This window comes from Allokutzneria albata (genome assembly GCF_900103775.1).
GTDB lineage: Bacteria > Actinomycetota > Actinomycetes > Mycobacteriales > Pseudonocardiaceae > Allokutzneria > Allokutzneria albata.
The window spans coordinates 3,702,017-3,721,286 of the sequence record NZ_LT629701.1 but is presented as its reverse complement, the minus strand read 5'-3'; the positions used below and the strand labels follow the sequence as shown (position 1 = coordinate 3,721,286).

The window sequence follows — 19,270 nt, the reverse complement described above, 5'->3', positions numbered from 1 at the left end:
CCGGATGTGGTCTCCCGGTCGTCCGTCGTAGTGTGCACAACGTGACACTGATCGAGAGCGAATCGCTCGAGAAACGGTACGGCGGCGGGACACTCGCCCTCGCCGACCTGACGGTGAGCATCGAGCCCGGCATCGTCGGGCTGGTCGGTGCGAACGGGGCGGGGAAGAGCACGCTGATCAAGCTGGCTCTGGGGTTGATCGCACCGACGGCGGGGCGGATCAGGGTGCTGGGGCTGGACCCCCTCACCGAGGTGGAACGGGTGCGCTCGCAGGTGGGCTACATGCCCGAGCACGACTGCCTGCCGCCGGACATGACCGCTGCGGAGTTCGTGACGCACATGGGGCGCATGTCCGGGCTGCCCGCGGCGACCGCCCGCGAGCGCGCGTCCGAGACGCTGCGCCACGTCGGGCTCTACGAGGAGCGGTACCGGGCCATCGGCGGTTACTCCACCGGCATGAAGCAGCGGGTGAAGCTCGCGCAGGCGCTGGTGCACGACCCGGAGCTGCTGCTGCTGGACGAGCCGACCAACGGGCTCGACCCGGAGGGCCGCCAGGCCATGCTCGGACTGGTGCAGCGCATCGGCACCGAGTTCGGCATCTCCGTCGTGGTCTGCTCGCACCTGCTGGGGGAGATCGAGCGGATCTGCACCTCGCTGGTGGCGATCGAGGGCGGGCGCCTGCTGCGCTCGGACTCGCTGTCGGCGATGACCCAGCACAAGGGCGTCCTCGCGGTCGAGGTGGACGAGCGCGTCGAGGAGTTCGTCGCGCGCCTGACCGCCGCCGGGCTCGACGTCCGCGAGCAGGGCCGGGAACTGCTGGTGCGCTTCGACGACGAGAAGACCTACGACGTGATCCGGGACGCCGTCGTCGATCTCGACCTGTCGCTGCACCGGCTGGAGCAGCGCCGTCACCAGGTCGCGGACCTGTTCCGGGACTCCGCCGACCGCACTGCCGGATCGGAGGTGGGCGATGTCCAGCACGCCTGAGGGTGTCATCCACGACATCGGTTATCAGCGCTACCAGGGCCAGCGGCTCGGCAAGCGCTCGGTGATGTGGGCGCTGTACGTGCACAGCCTGCGCACCGCCTTCGGCCTCGGCCGCGGGTTCAAGGCGAAGCTGCTGCCGTGGACGCTCGCGGCCTCGGCGGGCATCGCCGGGCTGGTGATCATGGTCGTCGGCACCCAGACCGGGATCGAGCTGATGGGCTACGTCGACCTGGTCGGCAACCTGACCTACGTCGGGGTGATCATGCTCGCCGTGGCCGCGCCGGAGCTGGTCTCCCGCGACATCGGCAACAACGTCATGCCGCTGTACCTGGCCCGGCCGCTGAGCAGCGCCGACTACGCGCTGGCCAAGCTGGCCGCGCTGATCTCCTCGGTGGCGCTGACCCTGGGCCCGGCCATGGTGATCATGTTCGCGGGCAACGCGTTCAGCACCAAGGACGGGATGACCGGGGTGCTCGACCACGCGGGCCGCTTCGGCCAGGGCATGGCCGCGGTGGCGATCCACGCGGTGGTGCTGGCCGCGCTCGCGCTGCCGCTGGCCTCGCTGTCCGGCAGGCGGATCTTCGCCTCCACCCTGGTGCTGGCGCTGTTCCTGATCACCGAGCCGATCGCGGCGGGGCTGGCGGAGTTCAGCGACAACCCCGAGGTCGTCGGCATGATCTCCCCCGCCAACCTGCTGCAGGGCGTGGACAACTGGCTGTTGAAGGGCACCAACCACGCCGTCGGGGTGTGGGGACCGATGCACGGCGTGGTGACGCTCTTCGTCACGTGCGCCGCGGTGGGCCTGTTGCTGCTGAGGTACCGGAGGGTGTCGGCATGACCACGAACACGATCGAGCTGGACTCCGTGTCGCGGTGGTACGGCAACGTGGTCGCGGTCAACGACGTGACCCTGACCATCGGGCCCGGCGTGACCGGCCTGCTCGGCCCCAACGGCGCGGGCAAGACCACCGTGCTGCACATGATGGCCGGCTTCCTCGCGCCCTCGCAGGGCACCGTGCTGGTCAACGGAACCCCGAGCTGGCGCAACCCCGACGTCTACCGCTCGCTCGGCCTGGTCACCGAGCGCGAGAGCGTGCCCGGGTACCTGACCGCGTGGGAGTTCGTGCACGCCAGCGCGGTGCTGCACAAGCTGCCCGACCCCAAGGCCGCCGCGCGCCGGGCGATCGACCTGGTCGAGATGGGCGAGGCGATGGACCGGCGCATCGGCACCTACTCCAAGGGCATGCGGCAGCGCACGCGCGTCGCCGCCGCCCTGGTGCACGAGCCGTCGGTGCTGCTGCTGGACGAGCCGTTCAACGGCATGGACCCGCGACAGCGGATGCACATGATGGACCTGCTGCACCGGATGGCGGGCGAGGGCAGGACGATCCTGTTCAGTTCGCACATCCTGGAGGAGGTCGAGCAGCTCTCCGGCACCGTGCAGGTGATCGTCTCCGGGCGGCTGGCCGCCTCCGGTGACTACCGGCACATCCGGCGGCTGATGACCAACCGCCCGCACGAGTTCGTCATCACCTCCTCCGACAACCGCCGGCTGGCCGCCGCGCTGATGTGCCTGCCGTCGGTGTCCGGGGTGGAGCTGGGCACGGCCGGGCTGCAGGTGCGGGCGAACGACTTCGGCGGTTTCACCAGGGAGCTGACGAAGGTGGCCAGGGCGCAGGGCATCCGCCTGTCGCAGCTGCTGCCCTCCGACGAGTCCCTGGAACGCGTCTTCTCCTACCTGGTGGCGTCATGAACCTCATGATCATTCGAATCACCCTGCGGGCGCTGCTGGGCAGGCGCAGGGCGCTGTTGCTGCTGCCGGTCCCGGTGCTGCTGATCGGGCTGACCCTGTTCGCAGGCGGTACCGGCGTCCGGGTGGAGCGGTGGGCCCCGGTGCTGCTCAACGGGATGGGTCTGGGGGTGCTGCTGCCGCTGACCGCGCTGATCGTCGGCAGCAGCGTGCTCGGCCTGGAGATCGAGGACGGCACGATCACCCACATCCTGACCAAGCCCTTGCCTCGCCGGGAGATCATCCTCTCCAAGCTGCTGGTGGCCTGGCTGGTGACCACGGTGGCCGCGGGCGTCCCGCTCGGCGTTGCCGGGGCCATCGCCGACGGCGCCACGCTGGGCACAGCGCTGTTCGTGGGCGCGACGGTCGGGGCGCTGGCGTACTCGGCGCTGTTCCTGGCGCTGAGCGTGGTGACGCGGCGGCCGGTGATCATCGGGATGAGCTACATCCTGATCTGGGAGAACCTGCTCGGCACCTACGTCGACGGCACGAAGGTGCTCAGCGTGCGCCAGTTCTCCAGCACGATCACCGACACCGTCAGCGGCAACCCGATCCTGCAGAGCACCCTGTCGGTCGGCACGGCCGCGGTGATGGCCGGGGTTTTCGTGGTGCTCGGCACCGTGGCCGCCACCCATCGCCTGCGGTCGTTCTCGCTGGCCGGGGACACCAACTGAGGACGGCGGCCCCGCTCGCGCTGTGAGCGGGGCCGCATTTTGTCACGATCGGGTGTGACGTGGCCCGAACCGCGTCAGAGCACGGCGGGCCCGGGCGTCTCCTCCCCGAAGCCGCACGACGGATGAGGGAGATGGCATGGAGCACGACGAGATCCGCACCACCACGATGTTCAACCTGCTGCTCGCTCCCGCGGTCACCGTGGAGGTGGAGCTGGCGTACTCCACCAGGGACCCCTACGCGATCCGCATGCTGTTCAACCCGGTGCGCGGGAAGAGCGTCGAGTGGCTCCTGGCCCGTGACCTGCTCGCCGACGGCCTGCTCGGCGAGGCCGGTGAGGGCGACGTGCGGCTCTGGCCGATCGCGGGCCCGATGAACCTCGTGGAGATCGAGTTCAGCACCCCGGCCGGTCAGGCCCGGTTCGGCGCGGACGCCGAGGTGCTCGCGGACTTCCTCAACGACAGCTACCTGCTGGTGCCCTCCGGCGAGGAAGCGCTGTGGTTCGACTTCGACCAGGAGCTGGCCCTGCTCGGCGAAGCCTGACGATAATCCCCCGGTGACCCGAGCGATCTACTTCGACCACGACGGCGCGCTGGACGACCTGCTGTCGTTGACGTTGCTGACCAGGTACTCCGGGATCGCGCTCAAAGGGGTCACGGTCACCCCGGCCGACTGCCTGGTCGAGCCCGCGGTGTCGGCCACCCGCAAGATCCTGGACTTGGCGGGCGCGCACCACGTGCCGGTCGCGGAGGGCACCCTGGCGGGCCCCAACCCGTTCCCGCTGGAGTGGCGGGTGGACGCCCTGCGCGCGGACGCGTTGCCCGTGCTCAACCAGCGCGAGCCCAGGACCAGGGTGTCGGAGCTGCCCGCGCACGAGCAGCTGGCGCAGTGGTTGCTCGCCGCGCCGGAACCGGTGACGCTGCTGATGATCGGGCCGCTGACCAACCTCGCGTGGTGCCTGGACGAGCACCCCCCGGTGGAGTCCAAGATCGCCGAACTGGTCTTCATGGGCGGTGCGATCGACGTGGCCGGCAACGTCGCCGAGCCCGACCACGACGGCACCGCCGAGTGGAACGTCTACTGGGACCCGCGGGCGGCGCACCGGGTGTTCGCCTCGGACATCCCGATCACGCTCTTCCCGTTGGACGCCACCGACCAGGTGCCGATCACGACCGAGTTCGTGCGCTCCTTCGGCAGCCACTACGGCACACCGCTGACCGACCTCGCGGGGTCGCTGCTGGCGATGACCTTCGGCGGCTTCGAGACCACCGGTTTCGCCTACTGCTGCTGGGACAGCCTCACCACCTCGTACCTCGTAGAGCCCGATCTGTGCGAGTTCGAGGACGTGCGCTGCGAGGTGCTGACCACCGGCGTGAGCCAGGGACGCACAGTGCGTTCCGAGACCGGTCGAATGGTCAAGTGCGCCAAGAAGGTCGATGTCGCGCGCTTCTACCGCCACTGTTTGGAAACGTTGACCGGAATGCCGGAGCCCTCAACGCAGTGACCGTTCCGGTCGTAGGTGAGCACAGTGCTGATGTTCAGCGTCCAGCCGGGGAGCAGTCGCACCGTGCGCGGCCGCCCACTGCCGCCGCCGCTCGGTTCGCCGACCACCCTGACGTGGTCGAGTCCTTGGAGCCCCAACAGGAAATCCTCGCTCGCGGAGTAGGTCATCGGGTCGGTGAGCACCGTCAGCCTTCCTCCCCAGCGCACGCCGTTCGAGGGCGTGCCGATCATGGGCACCGGATCGCTGAGCTTTCCGTCGATGCAGTAGCGCACTGAGCCGAGAACGGTTTCCTCGCGGAGGAAACGGTCCCGCGTCGCCCAGGCCAGCACGACGTTCCCGCCGGCGTTCCCGCGGAGGTCGAGCGTCAGCTCCGCGCAGTCACCCAGTTCCGTCAGCGCGGTGTCGAGCGCTTCCGCGATCCCCGAGTTCGCGACCCATTGCTTGATCCTGATCCGGCCGTCCTCCTGCCAGGTGACGAGGTCGCCGAAGGGCAGTCCGGTCGGCTTCTCGGTCCACGTGACGTCTTCACCCCCCGGCCCGAATGCCCGCCATTGCTGGCTTCCCGTCGAGGAGAGCAGTCTTCTGCCGATCAGGTAGGGGAGCATGTGCGGTGAAGCTCCCGTGCGCCGCGCGATGTCGTCGTGGTGCGGCGCGTGCAGTCGCCATCCCGGACGAACTCCGGCCTCCCACGCCGCACTTCCTTCGGGAACATCCGTGAAGGTCGAGCGGAATGCCTTGTAGGGAAGGGGAAGCGGGCGCGGAGCGGCGTGCACGGCGGTATGGGCGTCGCCGAGCTGTGCGACCCATTCCTGGCACACCGCGAAGGGATCGTCCGCCGTGAGGACCTTGGGCGCGTAGTGCTCGCACAGCTGATCCCAGTCCAGGCCGCGGAGGGCGAAGGCGGGGTAGCTGAAACGGACCTCGTTGATGATCCGGTCGACCGCTTCCGTGAGATCGGCCGCATCCACGGCGTAGGTGTCCTGCCCGGTTCGCAACCAGGTGTGCCGCAGGCTGAACGTCTCCCACATCTCGTCGAGCGTGCGACCAACCGATTCAATGAGATCGCCGTTGCGCCGCAACACGGCCGGACCGTCGTGATCGGGGTCGACTCGGCACAGCCATCGCGGCCCGGTTCCGGGGTCCTCGCGCACCAATCGCACCGGGACGCCGAGTTCGAACTCCATCACCGGCAGCGCGTCGGAGAGGAGAAGGGCGCGGTCGTCGAACTCCGCGCCCGCGGGCCACACGAGATCCATGCCCCCAACCTACGGGCGATAGCAGGAGGCCCACGCGGTGGCCCGCCATTCCTGCGTGGTCTGCGTGCTGGTGACCGATGTGAGCGAACATTCCCCAGTGGTGAACCCACCGAGCTGGGCGTGCAGATAAGCGTTGTTCGTCGCGTACCACTCCGCGGTCGACCGTATGCGTGCCTTTCGGGAGCGGTCCCGAGCTGTCAAGTCCCGCCTCGCCGAGGTGCGGACAAGTTTGCCTGGTGGAAACACACGGCCACCTCCGGATAACCGCGGCCTCCTAGCGTCCAGACAGCGAAGGGGGTGACCCGTGCCGACTCCGACACACTGCCCGTACTGCGCCCTGCAATGCGGTATGACGATCAAGCCCGGTCCGGTGGTCGAGCCGCGGGAGTTCCCCGTCAACCGGGGTGGTCTCTGTCAGAAGGGGTGGACCTCGGCCGCGCTGCTGAACACCCCGGGCAGGCTGACGACTCCGCTCGTCAAGGGTGAACCGGCCTCGTGGGAGGACGCGCTCGACCATGTCGCGCAACGGCTTCAGGAGTTGCGCGCCGAACACGGCCCGGACGCGGTCGCGGTGTTCGGCGGCGGTGGGCTGACCAACGAGAAGGCGTATCTGCTCGGCAAGTTCGCCAGAGTGGCGCTCGGCACTTCGCAGATCGACTACAACGGGCGGTTCTGCATGTCGTCCGCCGCGGCGGCGGGCATCCGCGCGTTCGGCGTCGACCGCGGACTGCCCTTCCCGGTGACCGATCTGGCGAACGCCGACGCGGTGCTGCTGATCGGGGCCAACGTCGCCGAGACGATGCCGCCGTTCGTCCAGCACCTTCGCCGGGCAATCGACGCGGGCGGGCTCGTGGTGGTCGACCCGCGCCGCACCGCCACCGCCGAACAAGCCGCGGTGCACCTCGCTCCGACTCCCGGGACGGATCTCGCACTCGCGCTCGGGCTCCTTCACGTCGCGGTGGCGGAAGGGCATGTGGACAAGGACTACCTGAGCCGGCGCACGGTCGGCTTCGAGGAAACCTGGGAAGTAGCAGCACGGTGGTGGCCGGAACAGGTGGAGCGGGTCACCGGTGTTTCCGCAGCCGACCAGCGGCGCGCGGTGGCCGTACTGTCCCGTGCTGACAACGCTTATGTGCTCACCGCGCGGGGGACTGAGCAGCACGCCAGCGGCTCCGACATGGTTTCGGCGTGGATCAACCTCGCTCTCGCATTGGGCCTGCCGGGACGATCCGGCTCCGGATTCGGGTGCCTGACGGGCCAGGGAAACGGGCAGGGCGGCCGGGAGCACGGTCAGAAGGCCGATCAGCTGCCGGGTTACCGCAAGATCGACGACCCGGCGGCGCGCGAACACGTCGCGGAAGTGTGGGGAGTCGAACCGGAATCCTTGCCCGGTCCGGGAAAGTCGGCGTACGAGCTGCTCGATTCCCTGGGAGCCGGGCCGCGTGCGCTGATGGTGTTCGGCAGCAATGTCGCGGTGTCCGCCCCGCGGTCCGCGCATGTCGCGGAACGCTTGGCAGCCCTGGACTTCCTGGTGGTCGCCGATTTCGTCCTGTCGGAAACGGCAGTGTTGGCCGACGTTGTGTTTCCGGTGACGCAGTGGGCGGAGGAGGGGGGCACGATGACCAATCTGGAAGGGCGTGTTCTCCTCCGCGGTCGTGCTGTCACACCACCGCCCGGAGTACGCACTGATCTCGAAGTGCTGCACGAGCTGTCCGTGCGGCTCGGGCAACCGGCAGAACGGTTCCCGGTCGATGAGGAAGCGGTTTTCTCGGAGCTGCGCAAGGCGAGCGCGGGTGGTGCCGCCGACTACGCGGGAATCAGCTACGAGCGCTTGCGTGCCGGAGAAGCCCTGCACTGGCCATGCCCTGATGAGACGCATCCCGGCACACCGAGGCTGTTCCTCGATCGATTCGCGCACGCGGACGGCAAGGCTCGAATGATTGCTGTGGACCACCGAGGGCCGGCGGAACTTCCCGATGACGATTACCCGCTCAGCGCGACCACGGGACGGGTTTTGCAGCACTACCAATCCGGTGCGCAGACGCGTCGGATTCCGGAGCTGACCGCGGCTGTGCCGGAGGCGTTCGTCGAGGTGCACCCCGATACCGCGGGCCGGGCCGGTCTTGGGGAAGGCGATGTGGCGCGCGTCAGTTCCCGGCGCGGTGAAGTGCTCGCGAAAGTCCGGTGCGTTCCGGGAATGCGGACCGACACGGTGTTCCTGCCGTTCCACTTCCCCGGCGACCAGCGGGCGAACCTGATCACCAATCCCGTGCTCGACCCGATCAGCAGGATGCCCGAGTTCAAGGTGTGCGCGGTCCGACTGGAGGCGGTGACATGAGTCCGAGGCGAGTGGTCGTCGTCGGCTACGGCATGGCCGGGGCGCGACTGGCCGAGGAAGTCCGGCGTCGTGACCCCGACGGTGAGCGCGTCGCACTGACGATCGTCGGCGCGGAGTCGCACACCGCGTACAACCGCGTGCTGCTGTCCTCTGTGCTGGCCGGATCGCTCACCCCTGACGCAGTTCGGTTGCGCGGCGCCGAGAACGTCGATCTGCGTCTGGACACCGAGGTGTCCTCTGTGGACAGATCGATCCGTGAGGTGGTCCTCGCGGATGGGGAAACGCTTCCCTATGACGCGCTGGTCCTCGCCACGGGCAGCGCCCCGTGGGTGCCGCCGACCGAGGGGCTCCGCACGGATGGCGGCGCCCTGGCGCAGGGCGTGCACACGTTCCGCACCCTCGACGACTGCGCGCGAATAGTCGCAGCCACCGCGCCCGGGTCGCCGGTTGCCGTGCTCGGCGGCGGTTTGCTCGGGCTTGAGGCCGCGCGGGGCCTGGCGGGCCGGGGGAATCTCGTCACGGTCGTGCACCCTGTCGATCACTTGATGGAGCGGCAACTCGATCCGCAGGCCGGTGCCGCGCTGGCGAAGTCCCTGCGCACGTTGGGGATCGAGCTGCGGCTCGGCGTGCTCGCGACCCGGTACCTACCCGGTGACGGCCTCAAGCTCGACGACGGCAGCCACGTACCCGCCGACCTCGTCGTGGTCTCCGCCGGAGTGCGTCCGTCGACCGAGCTGGCCCGCTCGTGCGGTCTCACCGTCGATCGCGGTGTCGTCGTCGACAACGCCTTGCGCACGAGCGATCCGCGGATCTTCGCGCTAGGCGACTGCGCCGAGCACCCCGGAACCGTGTCCGGTCTGGTCCAGTCCGCGTGGGACCAGGCGGTCGTGCTCGCCGACCTGCTCACCGGTGCTGACCCGAGTTCGCGTTACCTCGGCACACCGGTGGTCACCAGGTTGAAGGCCCGTGACATCGACCTGGCGGCGCTCGGCGAGGTGCACACCGAACCGGACGAGCCGGGCGCCGAGGTGCTGCGTCTGGAGGACCCCGCGCGCGGCCGCTACGCCAAGCTCGTGCTCCGCGAGGACCGGGTGACCGGCGCCATCCTGCTCGGCGCCCCCGATGCCGCCGCGGTGATCACCCAGCTCTACGACCGCGGTGCGCCGGCCCCCGCGGACCGGCTGGCGTTGTTGCTGGGCCGGGCTTTGCCGTCCCCAGCGCAGGCCGGCCCCGCCGACCTTCCCGCGAGCGCCGTGATCTGCCGGTGCAACACGGTCAGCAAGGGGCAGCTCGTGTCCGCGTGGCGCGCGGGTGCCCGCAGTACCGGCGCCCTGGCCGACGCGACCCGCGCCACCACCGGCTGCGGCGGCTGCCGCGACGCCGTCTGCGGCCTGGCCGACTGGCTCTCCGCCCAGGAACCCGCCTGAGCCTCCGCCTCGCTCCGGCGGCCTTCCCCGTGCCGCACAAGGACTCCGCCGCCTCGTCCACCTCGTGCCGCGCCCGCGCGAGGGGGACCCCCACGAATCAATTCTCCCAGAGCCCCCCGACAACGACGCGCGAGAACGGGGCAGGTGCGGCTGAGTTGTCCACATCGAGGTGGTCCATCCACAGATCCGCGAACAAGCTCACCGCACCTCTTTCCGCCGTGTGAGCCTGAATTCGCATGGCCGTCACGAGCGGCCGCACACGGGTAACGCCCGTTTCCTAGCGTCGGGGCAGCAGAACCGAGGGAGGGTGTATGAGCGGTCGATGGATCAAGCACTGGGAACCGGAGAACCCCGAGTTCTGGGAGCGCACGGGCAAGCGCGTGGCCCGGCGGAACCTGTGGTTCTCGATCCTCGCCGAGCACCTGGGGTTCTCGCTCTGGACGGTGTGGAGCGTGATCGTGGTGAGCCTGCCGCAGGCGGGGTTCCCGTTCACCGTCGACCAGCGCTTCTGGCTGGTCGCCGTGCCCAGCCTGCTCGGCGCGGCCCTGCGCCTGCCCTACACCTTCGCGGTCCCGCGCTTCGGCGGGCGCAACTGGACGGCGGTCAGCGCGGCCCTGCTGCTGGTGCCGTGCGGGCTGATGATCTGGTGCGTCTCGACGCCGGGGACACCGTTCGAGGTGTTCCTGCTGGCCGCGGCGCTCGCCGGGATCGGCGGCGGGAACTTCGCCTCCTCGATGGCGAACATCTCCTACTTCTACCCGGAGTCGCGCAAGGGCCTGGCGCTCGGCCTGAACGCGGCGGGCGGGAACCTCGGCGTCGCGCTCGCGCAGCTGCTCGTTCCGGTGATCATCTCGCTGGGCACGGGCGTGCACCTGGTCTACGCGGGGCTGTTCTACCTGCCGCTGATCGTGCTCTCCGCCGTGTGCGCCCTGCTGTTCATGGACAACCTCGAAGGGGCGAAGGCCGACTTCAGGTCCCAGGCGCGCGCGGCGACGCGACCGCAGACCTGGGTGGTGTCGTTCCTCTACATCGGCACCTTCGGTTCGTTCATCGGCTTCTCCGGAGCGCTCCCGTTGCTGATCCAGACCCAGTTCCCGGAGATCGAGGGCGCGCACTACGCGTGGCTGGGCGCGGCGGTCGGTTCGCTGTCGCGGCCTTTCGGCGGCTGGCTGGCGGACCGGCTCGGCGGGGCCAGGGTCACCCAGTGGACCTTCCTCGCGATGGGGGCGTCGACGCTGCTGGTCGTCGCCGGGCTGCGCTCGGGCGACTTCGCGCTGTTCCTTGCCGCGTTCCTGCTGCTGTTCGTCACCAGCGGTATCGGCAACGGCTCCACCTACCGGATGATCCCGGCGATCTTCGCCGCCCAGGCCGGTGCCGAGGCCAGGGCGAGGGCCCGGCGGGAGGCCGCGGCGGCGATCGGCATCGCCGGGGCCGTGGGTGCCTTCGGCGGGTTCTTCGTCAGCCAGGGCTTCCGCGTCTCCATCGCCGCGACCGGCGGCATCACCGGTGCGCTGTACGGGTTCTTGGTCTTCTACCTGATCTGCGTCGGTGTGACCTGGTGGTGCTACCTGCGCAGCCGCGTTCTGGTGACGCGCGTGCCGAGCCTGGCCTACGCACGGGTGTGACGGGTTAACGGCGGCGTCACACGCGGGAGAACAACACGAAACCCCGGGCCACCAGCATGAGCGGTGGAACCCGGCCGAACGGCGGGAGGGACGTCGATGAGCAGGCACCTCGTGGTCATCGGGCACGGCATGGTCGGCCACCGGCTGGTGCAGGCGCTGCGCGCGCGGGACGCCGGCGACGCGTGGCGGATCACCGTGCTCGCCGAGGAGGACCGCCCCGCGTACGACCGCGTCGCTCTCTCGTCCTATGTGGACGATTGGGATCCGGGCCGCCTCCAGCTCGACGGTGCCGAGTTCTCCGATGACCCCCGTGTGGACCTCCGGCTCGGCAACCCCGTGGTGGAGATCGACCGGGCGGCGCGGGCGGTGCGGACGGCAACCGGTCATGTCCTCGGCTACGACGCGCTCGTGCTGGCGACCGGTTCCTCCCCGTTCGTACCGCCCGTGCCAGGACGGGACCTGCCCGGCTGCTTCACCTACCGCACCATCGACGACCTCGACGCCATCCGCGCCGCCGCGCACGGTCGCACCACGGGCGTGGTGGTCGGGGGTGGCCTGCTCGGACTCGAAGCCGGGAACGTGGTGCGCGGCTTGGGGTTGCGCGGCCACGTCGTCGAGCTCGCGCCCAGGCTGATGCCGCTCCAGGTCGACGAGGGCGGCGGTGCGCTGCTGCGCAGGTCGATCGAGGACATGGGCCTGCAAGTCCACTGTGGAGTGTCGGTTGCCGAGGTGGTCCGGCACGAGGACGGCCTGCTGGTGCGGCTCTCCGACGACACGACCATCCACACCGGACTCGTGGTGTTCTCCGCGGGCATCCGCCCGAGGGACGAGCTGTTCCGCGCCGCCGGGCTCACCGTGGCGGAGCGGGGCGGGGTGGTCGTCGACGAGTCCGGCCGCACCAGCGACCCGGACGTGTGGGCGGTGGGGGAGTGCGCCAGTTTCGAAGGCCGCGCCTACGGCCTGGTCGCCCCCGGCTACGCGATGGCGGAGACCGTCGCCGACAGGTTGCTGGGCGGGGACGCGACGTTCTCCACGCCCGACATGTCCACCAAACTGAAGCTGCTCGGCGTGGACGTCGCGAGCTTCGGTGACGCCCACGGTGTCACCCCCGGTGCTCTCGAAGTCGTGCACAACGACCCCGTCGCCGGTGTCTACAAGAAGCTTGTTGTCTCCGATGATGCGAGCACGTTGCTGGGCGGGGTCCTGGTCGGTGACGCCTCCGCGTACGGTTCGCTGCGCCCGCTGGTCGGCCGCGCGCTCCCCGCGGAGCCTGGCTCGCTCATCGCGCCCGCGGGCGGGGCACCGGCGCTCGGCGTCGACGCGTTGCCGGGCGCCGCGCAGGTCTGCTCCTGCCACGCGGTGACCAAGAACGCGATCGAGGAGGCGGTGGGCGCGGGGTGCCGTGACATCCCGGCGCTCAAGGCCTGCACCAAGGCGGGCACCGGCTGCGGCTCGTGCGTGCCCTTGCTCAAGCAGGTGCTGGTCTCGTGCGGCGTGGAGCAGTCGAAGGCGCTGTGCGAGCACTTCGACCACTCGCGCGCGGAACTGTTCGAGATCCTGCGGGTGACCGGCATCCGCACCTTCAGCGCCCTGCTCGCCCGGCACGGCCGGGGCCGGGGGTGCGACATCTGCAAGCCCACCGTCGCGTCCATCCTCGCGTCACTGGGTTCGGGGCACGTGCTCGACGGCGAGCAGGCGGCGCTGCAGGACACCAACGACCACTTCCTCGCCAACCTGCAGCGCAACGGAACGTACTCGGTGGTGCCGCGCATCCCCGGCGGCGAGATCACCCCGGAGAAACTGCTGGCGATCGCGGAGGTGGCGCGCGACTTCGCCCTCTACACCAAGATCACCGGCGGGCAGCGGATCGACCTCTTCGGCGCGACCGTCGACCAGCTGCCGCTGATCTGGCGCAGGCTGGTGGACGCGGGCTTCGAGTCCGGTCACGCCTACGGCAAGGCCCTGCGCACGGTGAAGTCCTGCGTCGGCGAGGCGTGGTGCCGCTACGGCGTGCAGGACTCCGTCGGCCTGGCGATCGAGCTGGAGCTGCGCTACCGGGGCCTGCGCGCCCCGCACAAGATCAAGGCCGCGGTGTCGGGATGCGCCCGCGAGTGCGCCGAGGCCAGGAGCAAGGACATCGGCGTCATCGCCACGGAGAACGGCTGGAACCTCTACGTCGGCGGCAACGGCGGGTTCACCCCCCGGCACGCCGATCTTCTTGTGTCCGATGTGGACAAACGTTCGCTGCTCACGCTGATCGACCGGTTCCTGATGTTCTACGTGCGCACCGCGGACCGGCTCCAGCGCACGTCGGCGTGGGTGGAGGCGATGGAAGGCGGCCTCGACCACCTGCGCGAGGTGATCGTCGAGGACAGCCTCGGCATCTGCGACGACCTCGAACGGGCGATGGCGGCGCACGTGGACTCCTACGCCGACGAGTGGCGGGGCGTGCTGGAGGACCCGGTGAAACTGGCCAGGTTCACCTCCTTCGTCAACGCGCCCGGTACGCCCGACCCGACCATCTCCTTCCGCACCGAACGGGGGCAGCGGGTGCCCGTTCCACTGGGAGTTCCGGAGGTACGAACGTGACGACGAGCGAGGCCCCTCGGCTGACCTGGCTGCGGATCTGCCCGGAGGCGCGGCTGTGGCCGGAACGCGGATCGGCGGCGCTGCTGCCGGACGGCGGCCAGGTCGCGCTGTTCCGGACGAGCGACGGCTCCGTGCACGCGGTGGGCAACGTCGACCCCTGCACCGGGGCGGCCGTGCTCTCCCGCGGCATCCTGGGCGACCGGGCGGGGCGGCCGGTGGTGATCTCGCCGATGCTCAAACACACCTTCGACCTGGGCACCGGCGAGTGCGTCGACGATCCCCTCGTCTCCATCCCGGTCTACCCGGCCCGCGTCGTGGACGGCGTGATCGAGGTGGCGGTGGAGGAGATGAGCGGGCGATGACACCCACCACCGCCCCACCGCTGGCGGGGTTCACCATCGGCGTGACGGCGGCCCGCCGCGCCGACGAGCTGATCGCGCTGCTGGAGCGGCGCGGGGCGACGGTGGTGCACGCCCCGGCGATCCGGATCGTCCCCTTGCCCGACGACGCCGAACTCCTCGCCGCGACCAGGGCGGTGCTCGCTGACGCCGTGGACGCGGTCGTGGTCACCACCGCGATCGGCTTCCGGGGCTGGCTCGAAGCCGCCGAAGGATGGGGACTGGCGGGCGCGCTGCTCGACCGGATGAGCCGGGCGGCGGTGCTCACCAGGGGCCCCAAGGCGAAGGGTGCGGTGCGCGCGGCCGGTCTGGTCGAAGACTGGTCGCCCGGGTCGGAGTCCAACGCCGAGCTGTTGCGGCACCTGATCGACCGCGGCGTGAACGGCAAGCGGATCGTCGTCCAGCTGCACGGCGAACCGTTGCCGGGCTTCGTCGACGCGCTGCGGTCCGCGGGCGCCGAGGTCGTCGAGGTGCCTGTGTACCGATGGGTCCCACCCGCGAACACCGATCCGCTGGACCGGCTCGTGGACGGAGTGCTCGGTGGTGCGGTCGACGCGGTGACCTTCACCAGTGCTCCCGCGGTGAGCAGCATGTTGGCCCGCGCCAAGGCCAACGGCAGGCACGACGAGCTGTGCGCGGCGCTGCGCGACGACGTGTTCGCCGCGTGCGTCGGCCCGGTGTGCGCGGCGCCCTTCGAAGCGGTCGGCGTGCCGAGCTCGCGACCGGAACGCGCACGCATCGGCGGGCTGGTGCGCTTGCTCGCCGAGCAGTTGCCCGCACGAGCCCAACGCCTGCGCGTGGCCGGTCGCCGCTTGGAGATCCGGGGCCGCGCGGTGCTCGTCGACGGTCGGTTCCGCCCGGTCGCTCCGGCCCAGATGTCCGTCCTCCGGCTGCTGGCCGAAGACGCCGGGCGCGTGGTGCCACGGGACCGGCTGCTTCGCGCGCTGCCGGGAACCGGTGACGGGCACGCGGTGGAGACCGCGATCGGGCGGCTGCGCACCGCCCTCGGTGAACCCCGGCTCGTGCAGACCGTGGTCAAGCGCGGCTACCGATTACCGGTGGAGACCGGGCCGAACGGAGGTGCCGGATGACCCTGGTCCTGGTCGCGCACGGGACACGTGACCCCGCGGGGACACGCATGGTCGAGCGCATCGCGGAAGCGGTGCGCGAGCGGTTGCCGAAGATCCCGGTCTCCGTCGCCTACGCCGACGTCTGCCATCCCAGGCTGTCCGCGGTACTGGGCGATCTTCCGCCCGGTCCGTGCGTGGTGATGCCCGCGTTCCTCTCCTCGGGTTATCACGTCCGCGTGGACATCCCCGCGGAGATCGCCGCGGCTGAGCGGCCCGACGTGGTGGTGACACGGGCACTCGGACCCGAGCCCGGCATCGTCGCGGCTGCCCACGACCGCCTCCTGGCCGCGGGATGGCGCCCGGGGGACGCCGTGGTCTTCGCTGCGGCGGGGTCCTCCAACCAGGACGCGCTCCACGAAGTCCGGCGCGCGGCCACCCTGTTGGCGTTGCGCCTGGGGACGCCGGTGCATCAGGCGTATGTCACCACCGCCCGGCCCGCGGTGCCCGACGTGGTGGCCGACCTGCGGGCACGGGGCACTCGGATCGCCGTGGCCTCCTGGCTGCTGGCACCCGGGTTGTTCCACCGCTCGATCACCGCGGCGGAGCCGGACCTCGTCGCGGCACCGCTCGGCGCGCACCCCCGCGTCGTCGACGTGATCATGCGGCGGTACCGCTCCGCGCGGAGCTATCGGGCGACTGCCTGAGTAGCTGTTCCAGTACTCTCCGTGGTGGCTTGCGGGGGCGCGAAGCCCTCTCGTCGAAGCCCGGGAGGCGGCATGGACGAGGCAACCCCAACGCCCGCGGTGTTCGCGAAACGCCTGAGCGCCAGCACCGCGGCGCACCTGCGGACCCTGGGCACCCTGCAGTCCTACAAGCGCGGCGCCCCCGTGCTGCACGCGGGCGAGCCGGGGGACAGCGTGATCCTGCTGCTCGTCGGGCGGGTCAAGGTGGTGGCGCGGGGCCGCAACGGCTCGGAGGTGGTGCTCGCCCTCGGCCAGCCGGGTGACCTCTACGGGGAGATGGCGGTGCTCGGAGAACGGCCGAGGATGGCCGACGTGGTCGCGGTCGAGGACGTCGAGGTCCGCAGGATCAGCGCCGAGGCGTTCCGGCGGTTTCTCGCCGACTACGACGACGCCCGCCGGGAAACGCTGATGATGAACTTCGCCAGGCTGGCATATGCCAATGAACAACGGCTCGAACAAACCCAGGGCGATGTCACCTATCGGCTGGCGCGGCGCCTGCTCGACCTGGTCGCCGAGAACGGGAAACCCCTCGCCGAGGGCGGCTGGCGGATCGACCTCCCGTGGTCCCAGCGCGATCTCGCGCAGAGCCTTCCCGCCTCGGAGACCTCGGTCGACCTGGCGCTGCGCCGCCTGCGCGAGCTGAACCTGGTGGATACCCGCTATCGCACGATGGTGATTCTTGATCTCCCGGCGCTGCGCGCTTTTACCCAGTCCTGATCACATCACCCGTTAGCGCAAGGACCTTTGTCCACAATTCCCCACTTTTCGGGAGTCCGGCGGATCGGTGCCGGAGAGACTTCCCCCATGCATTGCGTAAGCAGACGCGTGGAGGGAGCGACTGTGGCAGTGGAGGTACCCGCGACACACGCCGTGCTCGCCGTCGACGTCGTCAGCTCGACCCAGGTAGCCGACGACCAGCTCGACAGCATGAAGACCGACCTGGACGACCACCTCGACCGGGCACTGCGCGCGGTCGGCCTGGACCGCGCGGCCGCGGTGCAGGCCCGGCACACCGGCGACGGCGTCCTGCTCGCCTACGCCGAGGAGGCCGCGGCGCGGCTGGTGGAGATGCTGTTCCACCTCGACCACCTGTTGCGCTGGCGCAACCGCGAGCACCGCATCCCGTTGCGCGCCCGGATGGCCGTCCACTGTGGACCGATGCGCGAGGAGGGGCACTACCACCGGCCCTACATCGTGGCCAGCAGGCTGCTCGACGCCCCGGCCTTCCGCGCGGCCGTCGCGCAGTGCATGGCGACCGATCCGTGCGGGGACAAGGTCGGAGCCGCGCTCGTGGTCTCCCGGTGGGTCTGGCACAACGTCGTGGAGCCGTTCCGGATCATGCAGGTCCCGCCCGCCCGGTGCGCACCCGTGCCCATCGACAGTGCCACCTACCAGGACCTGGCGTGGATCCACCTGCCCGGTATGGATGCCGACCAGGTCCTCGCCCAGGCCCAGGTCACGGCCGCGGCGCCGGTGCCGCAACCGATTCCCCTGCCCCAGCAGCCGACCACGCGGCCGCGGCCGGCCCCGATCACGACGAGCCCGATCACGGTGGCACCAGGGGAGAGTGCCGCGGTGAACGGATCCGTTCCGCACACCGGGGACCACACGAAGGCCACCTGATCGCGGGGCCGACCTGCAGGCGGGGTCAGGTCGGCCCGCCTGCGCGGGTCAGGGGAGGGGGCGGCGGGCGGCGAAGCCGAGGTCGGCGCGGTGGTACCAGCCGAGCTCGGCTTCGCCCTCCAGCCAGCAGAGCAGGACGGGGACGCCGTCGAACTCGGCGGGGAACTCCACCAGCAACGGCGCGAAGCCCTTGAGCTCGGCGCCCGTCTCCTGCACCCGTGTCATCAGATCGTCGAGTTTCGCCTGCGCCGCCTTGAACTCCGGCAGTCCACCGAGGCGCACCGACCGGCCGCCGTCCGCGACCGTGCCCGCGAGTTCGGCGGCGTCGGCGCGTACGGCCACGATCTCCCGCAACACGGGCTGGAGCCGGTCCAGCTCCGCGCGCGCCTCGTCAACCGTAAAGAGAGCCATGCCCCGAGCATGCCATCCCCGACGATGTTCGCCATACTCACGGAGGAGATATTCGCGCCGTTCGAAGGGAAACCGCCGCCGTGCGCCGAAAGGTCCTCGCAATCGCAGTCTCGTCATTGACAGCGGCGGTAGTGCTTCCCGCCGTCACCGCGAACGCCGTCGTCGGCGGGAACGCGGCCAGATCGGGGGAATTCCCTTCCGCCGCATACGTGCAGGAGGTCGGCGAGTTCGCCTGCGGCGCGATCCTGATCGGTGAACAGCACGTGCTCACCGTCGCGAGCTGCGTGCGGCAGCCCGATCCCGCGACGCTGAAAGTGGTACTGGGCGGGCATTCCCTGCGAGCGGCCGCGCCGGGACAGCGCACGGTCGGCGTGGAAAAGGTCGTCGTGCACCCGGGATATGACAGCTCCAAGCTGACGAACAACGTCGCGGTCATACGGTTGTCCGAAAAGGTCGCCACGACGAAGCGCATTCGGCCCGTCGAACTCGGCCGCGCCCAGCCCACCGGTGACGTCGTCCTCGCCGGATGGGGGCACGACCGCAACGGCAGGCCGCCGCATTCCCTGCGAAAGGTGACCGTGCGGCCGGTCCAGCACGAGACCTGCGTGGCGAACTACGAGGGCGTCGGTCATGTCGGTGCGGGCGCGCTGTGCGTCGGAGGCGTCGAGGGCAAGGGCGCCTGCATCTTCGACAACGGCGGGCCGATGTACGCGGGCGGAAAGCTCGTCGGCGTGATCTCGTGGGGTGTGGCGCCCTGCGGGCAGCTGCGCTACCCGACCGTCGGGAGCAGTGTTGCTCACTACGCGGACTGGATCAGCGCTCAGCTGACATAGGGTCGTC

The 19,270-nt window shown here is 70.3% G+C and carries 18 protein-coding genes; 16 read left to right on the top strand and 2 right to left on the bottom strand.

Annotated features, from left to right (window positions below; translation table 11 throughout):
• Window positions 1-41: 41 nt before the first annotated feature.
• From BLT28_RS16810 to BLT28_RS16785, 6 genes are all read left to right on the top strand, one after another.
• Complete coding sequence (locus BLT28_RS16810) at window positions 42-986, top strand: ABC transporter ATP-binding protein (protein WP_052407740.1); 945 nt, start codon at window positions 42-44, stop codon at window positions 984-986.
• A complete protein-coding gene (locus tag BLT28_RS16805) occupies window positions 970-1,824 on the top strand; it encodes a hypothetical protein (RefSeq protein WP_030431583.1) in 855 nt (284 codons plus the stop codon). The genes BLT28_RS16810 and BLT28_RS16805 overlap by 17 nt, the downstream gene beginning before the upstream one ends.
• A complete protein-coding gene (locus tag BLT28_RS16800; protein WP_030431582.1) occupies window positions 1,821-2,738 on the top strand; it encodes an ABC transporter ATP-binding protein in 918 nt (305 codons plus the stop codon). Before BLT28_RS16805 ends, BLT28_RS16800 begins: the two co-directional genes overlap by 4 nt.
• A gap of 5 nt (window positions 2,739-2,743) precedes the next feature.
• The gene (locus BLT28_RS16795; RefSeq protein WP_043812940.1) at window positions 2,744-3,448 is read left to right on the top strand and encodes an ABC transporter permease; all 705 of its coding nucleotides are present in this window, start codon (window positions 2,744-2,746) and stop codon (window positions 3,446-3,448) included.
• Between the two features lie 136 nt (window positions 3,449-3,584).
• Window positions 3,585-3,989: an SsgA family sporulation/cell division regulator gene (locus BLT28_RS16790; RefSeq protein ID WP_030431580.1), complete on the top strand. Its 405-nt coding sequence runs from the start codon at window positions 3,585-3,587 to the stop codon at window positions 3,987-3,989.
• Between the two features lie 13 nt (window positions 3,990-4,002).
• Window positions 4,003-4,950, top strand: a complete 948-nt coding sequence (locus BLT28_RS16785; protein WP_052407728.1) for a nucleoside hydrolase — start codon at window positions 4,003-4,005, stop codon at window positions 4,948-4,950.
• On the opposite strand, the gene BLT28_RS16780 is transcribed toward BLT28_RS16785, so the two are convergent.
• Window positions 4,896-6,206 carry a S41 family peptidase gene (locus BLT28_RS16780; RefSeq protein WP_081900547.1) on the bottom strand — a complete coding sequence of 437 codons (1,311 nt, stop codon included), beginning with the start codon at window positions 6,204-6,206 and terminating at the stop codon, window positions 4,896-4,898. The two genes, BLT28_RS16785 and BLT28_RS16780, sit on opposite strands and share 55 nt — an antisense overlap.
• 304 nt (window positions 6,207-6,510) lie before the next feature.
• Here BLT28_RS16780 and BLT28_RS16775 point away from each other — a divergent pair, with 304 nt between their 5' ends.
• The 9 genes from BLT28_RS16775 (at window position 6,511) to BLT28_RS16735 (ending at window position 18,019) form a co-directional block, all read left to right on the top strand.
• Window positions 6,511-8,544, top strand: coding sequence for a molybdopterin oxidoreductase family protein (locus BLT28_RS16775; protein WP_030431577.1), 2,034 nt, complete (start codon window positions 6,511-6,513; stop codon window positions 8,542-8,544).
• A complete protein-coding gene (locus BLT28_RS16770) occupies window positions 8,541-9,971 on the top strand; it encodes an FAD-dependent oxidoreductase (protein ID WP_030431576.1) in 1,431 nt (476 codons plus the stop codon). The genes BLT28_RS16775 and BLT28_RS16770 overlap by 4 nt, the downstream gene beginning before the upstream one ends.
• Window positions 9,972-10,282: 311 nt before the next feature.
• Complete coding sequence (locus tag BLT28_RS16765) at window positions 10,283-11,596, top strand: NarK family nitrate/nitrite MFS transporter (RefSeq protein ID WP_043812819.1); 1,314 nt, start codon at window positions 10,283-10,285, stop codon at window positions 11,594-11,596.
• A gap of 96 nt (window positions 11,597-11,692) precedes the next feature.
• Window positions 11,693-14,185: a nitrite reductase large subunit NirB gene (nirB, locus tag BLT28_RS16760; protein WP_030431574.1), complete on the top strand. Its 2,493-nt coding sequence runs from the start codon at window positions 11,693-11,695 to the stop codon at window positions 14,183-14,185.
• Entirely contained in the window at window positions 14,182-14,547 is a 366-nt protein-coding gene (gene nirD / locus BLT28_RS16755) for a nitrite reductase small subunit NirD (RefSeq protein WP_231950809.1), read from the top strand. The genes nirB and nirD overlap by 4 nt, the downstream gene beginning before the upstream one ends.
• On the top strand, window positions 14,544-15,674 hold the full coding sequence (locus tag BLT28_RS16750) for a uroporphyrinogen-III synthase (protein WP_030431572.1): 1,131 nt from the start codon (window positions 14,544-14,546) through the stop codon (window positions 15,672-15,674). The genes nirD and BLT28_RS16750 overlap by 4 nt, the downstream gene beginning before the upstream one ends.
• A complete protein-coding gene (locus tag BLT28_RS16745; protein WP_030431571.1) occupies window positions 15,671-16,357 on the top strand; it encodes a sirohydrochlorin chelatase in 687 nt (228 codons plus the stop codon). The genes BLT28_RS16750 and BLT28_RS16745 overlap by 4 nt, the downstream gene beginning before the upstream one ends.
• A gap of 72 nt (window positions 16,358-16,429) precedes the next feature.
• On the top strand, window positions 16,430-17,113 hold the full coding sequence (locus BLT28_RS16740; RefSeq protein ID WP_030431570.1) for a Crp/Fnr family transcriptional regulator: 684 nt from the start codon (window positions 16,430-16,432) through the stop codon (window positions 17,111-17,113).
• Between the two features lie 123 nt (window positions 17,114-17,236).
• A complete protein-coding gene (locus tag BLT28_RS16735; RefSeq protein WP_156051292.1) occupies window positions 17,237-18,019 on the top strand; it encodes a hypothetical protein in 783 nt (260 codons plus the stop codon).
• A 48-nt stretch (window positions 18,020-18,067) separates the two neighbouring features.
• On the opposite strand, the gene BLT28_RS16730 is transcribed toward BLT28_RS16735, so the two are convergent.
• Window positions 18,068-18,430: a DUF2203 domain-containing protein gene (locus BLT28_RS16730; protein ID WP_030431568.1), complete on the bottom strand. Its 363-nt coding sequence runs from the start codon at window positions 18,428-18,430 to the stop codon at window positions 18,068-18,070.
• Window positions 18,431-18,546: 116 nt separating this feature from the next.
• On the opposite strand from BLT28_RS16730, the gene BLT28_RS16725 reads away from it, so the two are divergent.
• On the top strand, window positions 18,547-19,263 hold the full coding sequence (locus BLT28_RS16725; protein WP_162184886.1) for a S1 family serine peptidase: 717 nt from the start codon (window positions 18,547-18,549) through the stop codon (window positions 19,261-19,263).
• Window positions 19,264-19,270: the final 7 nt, after the last annotated feature.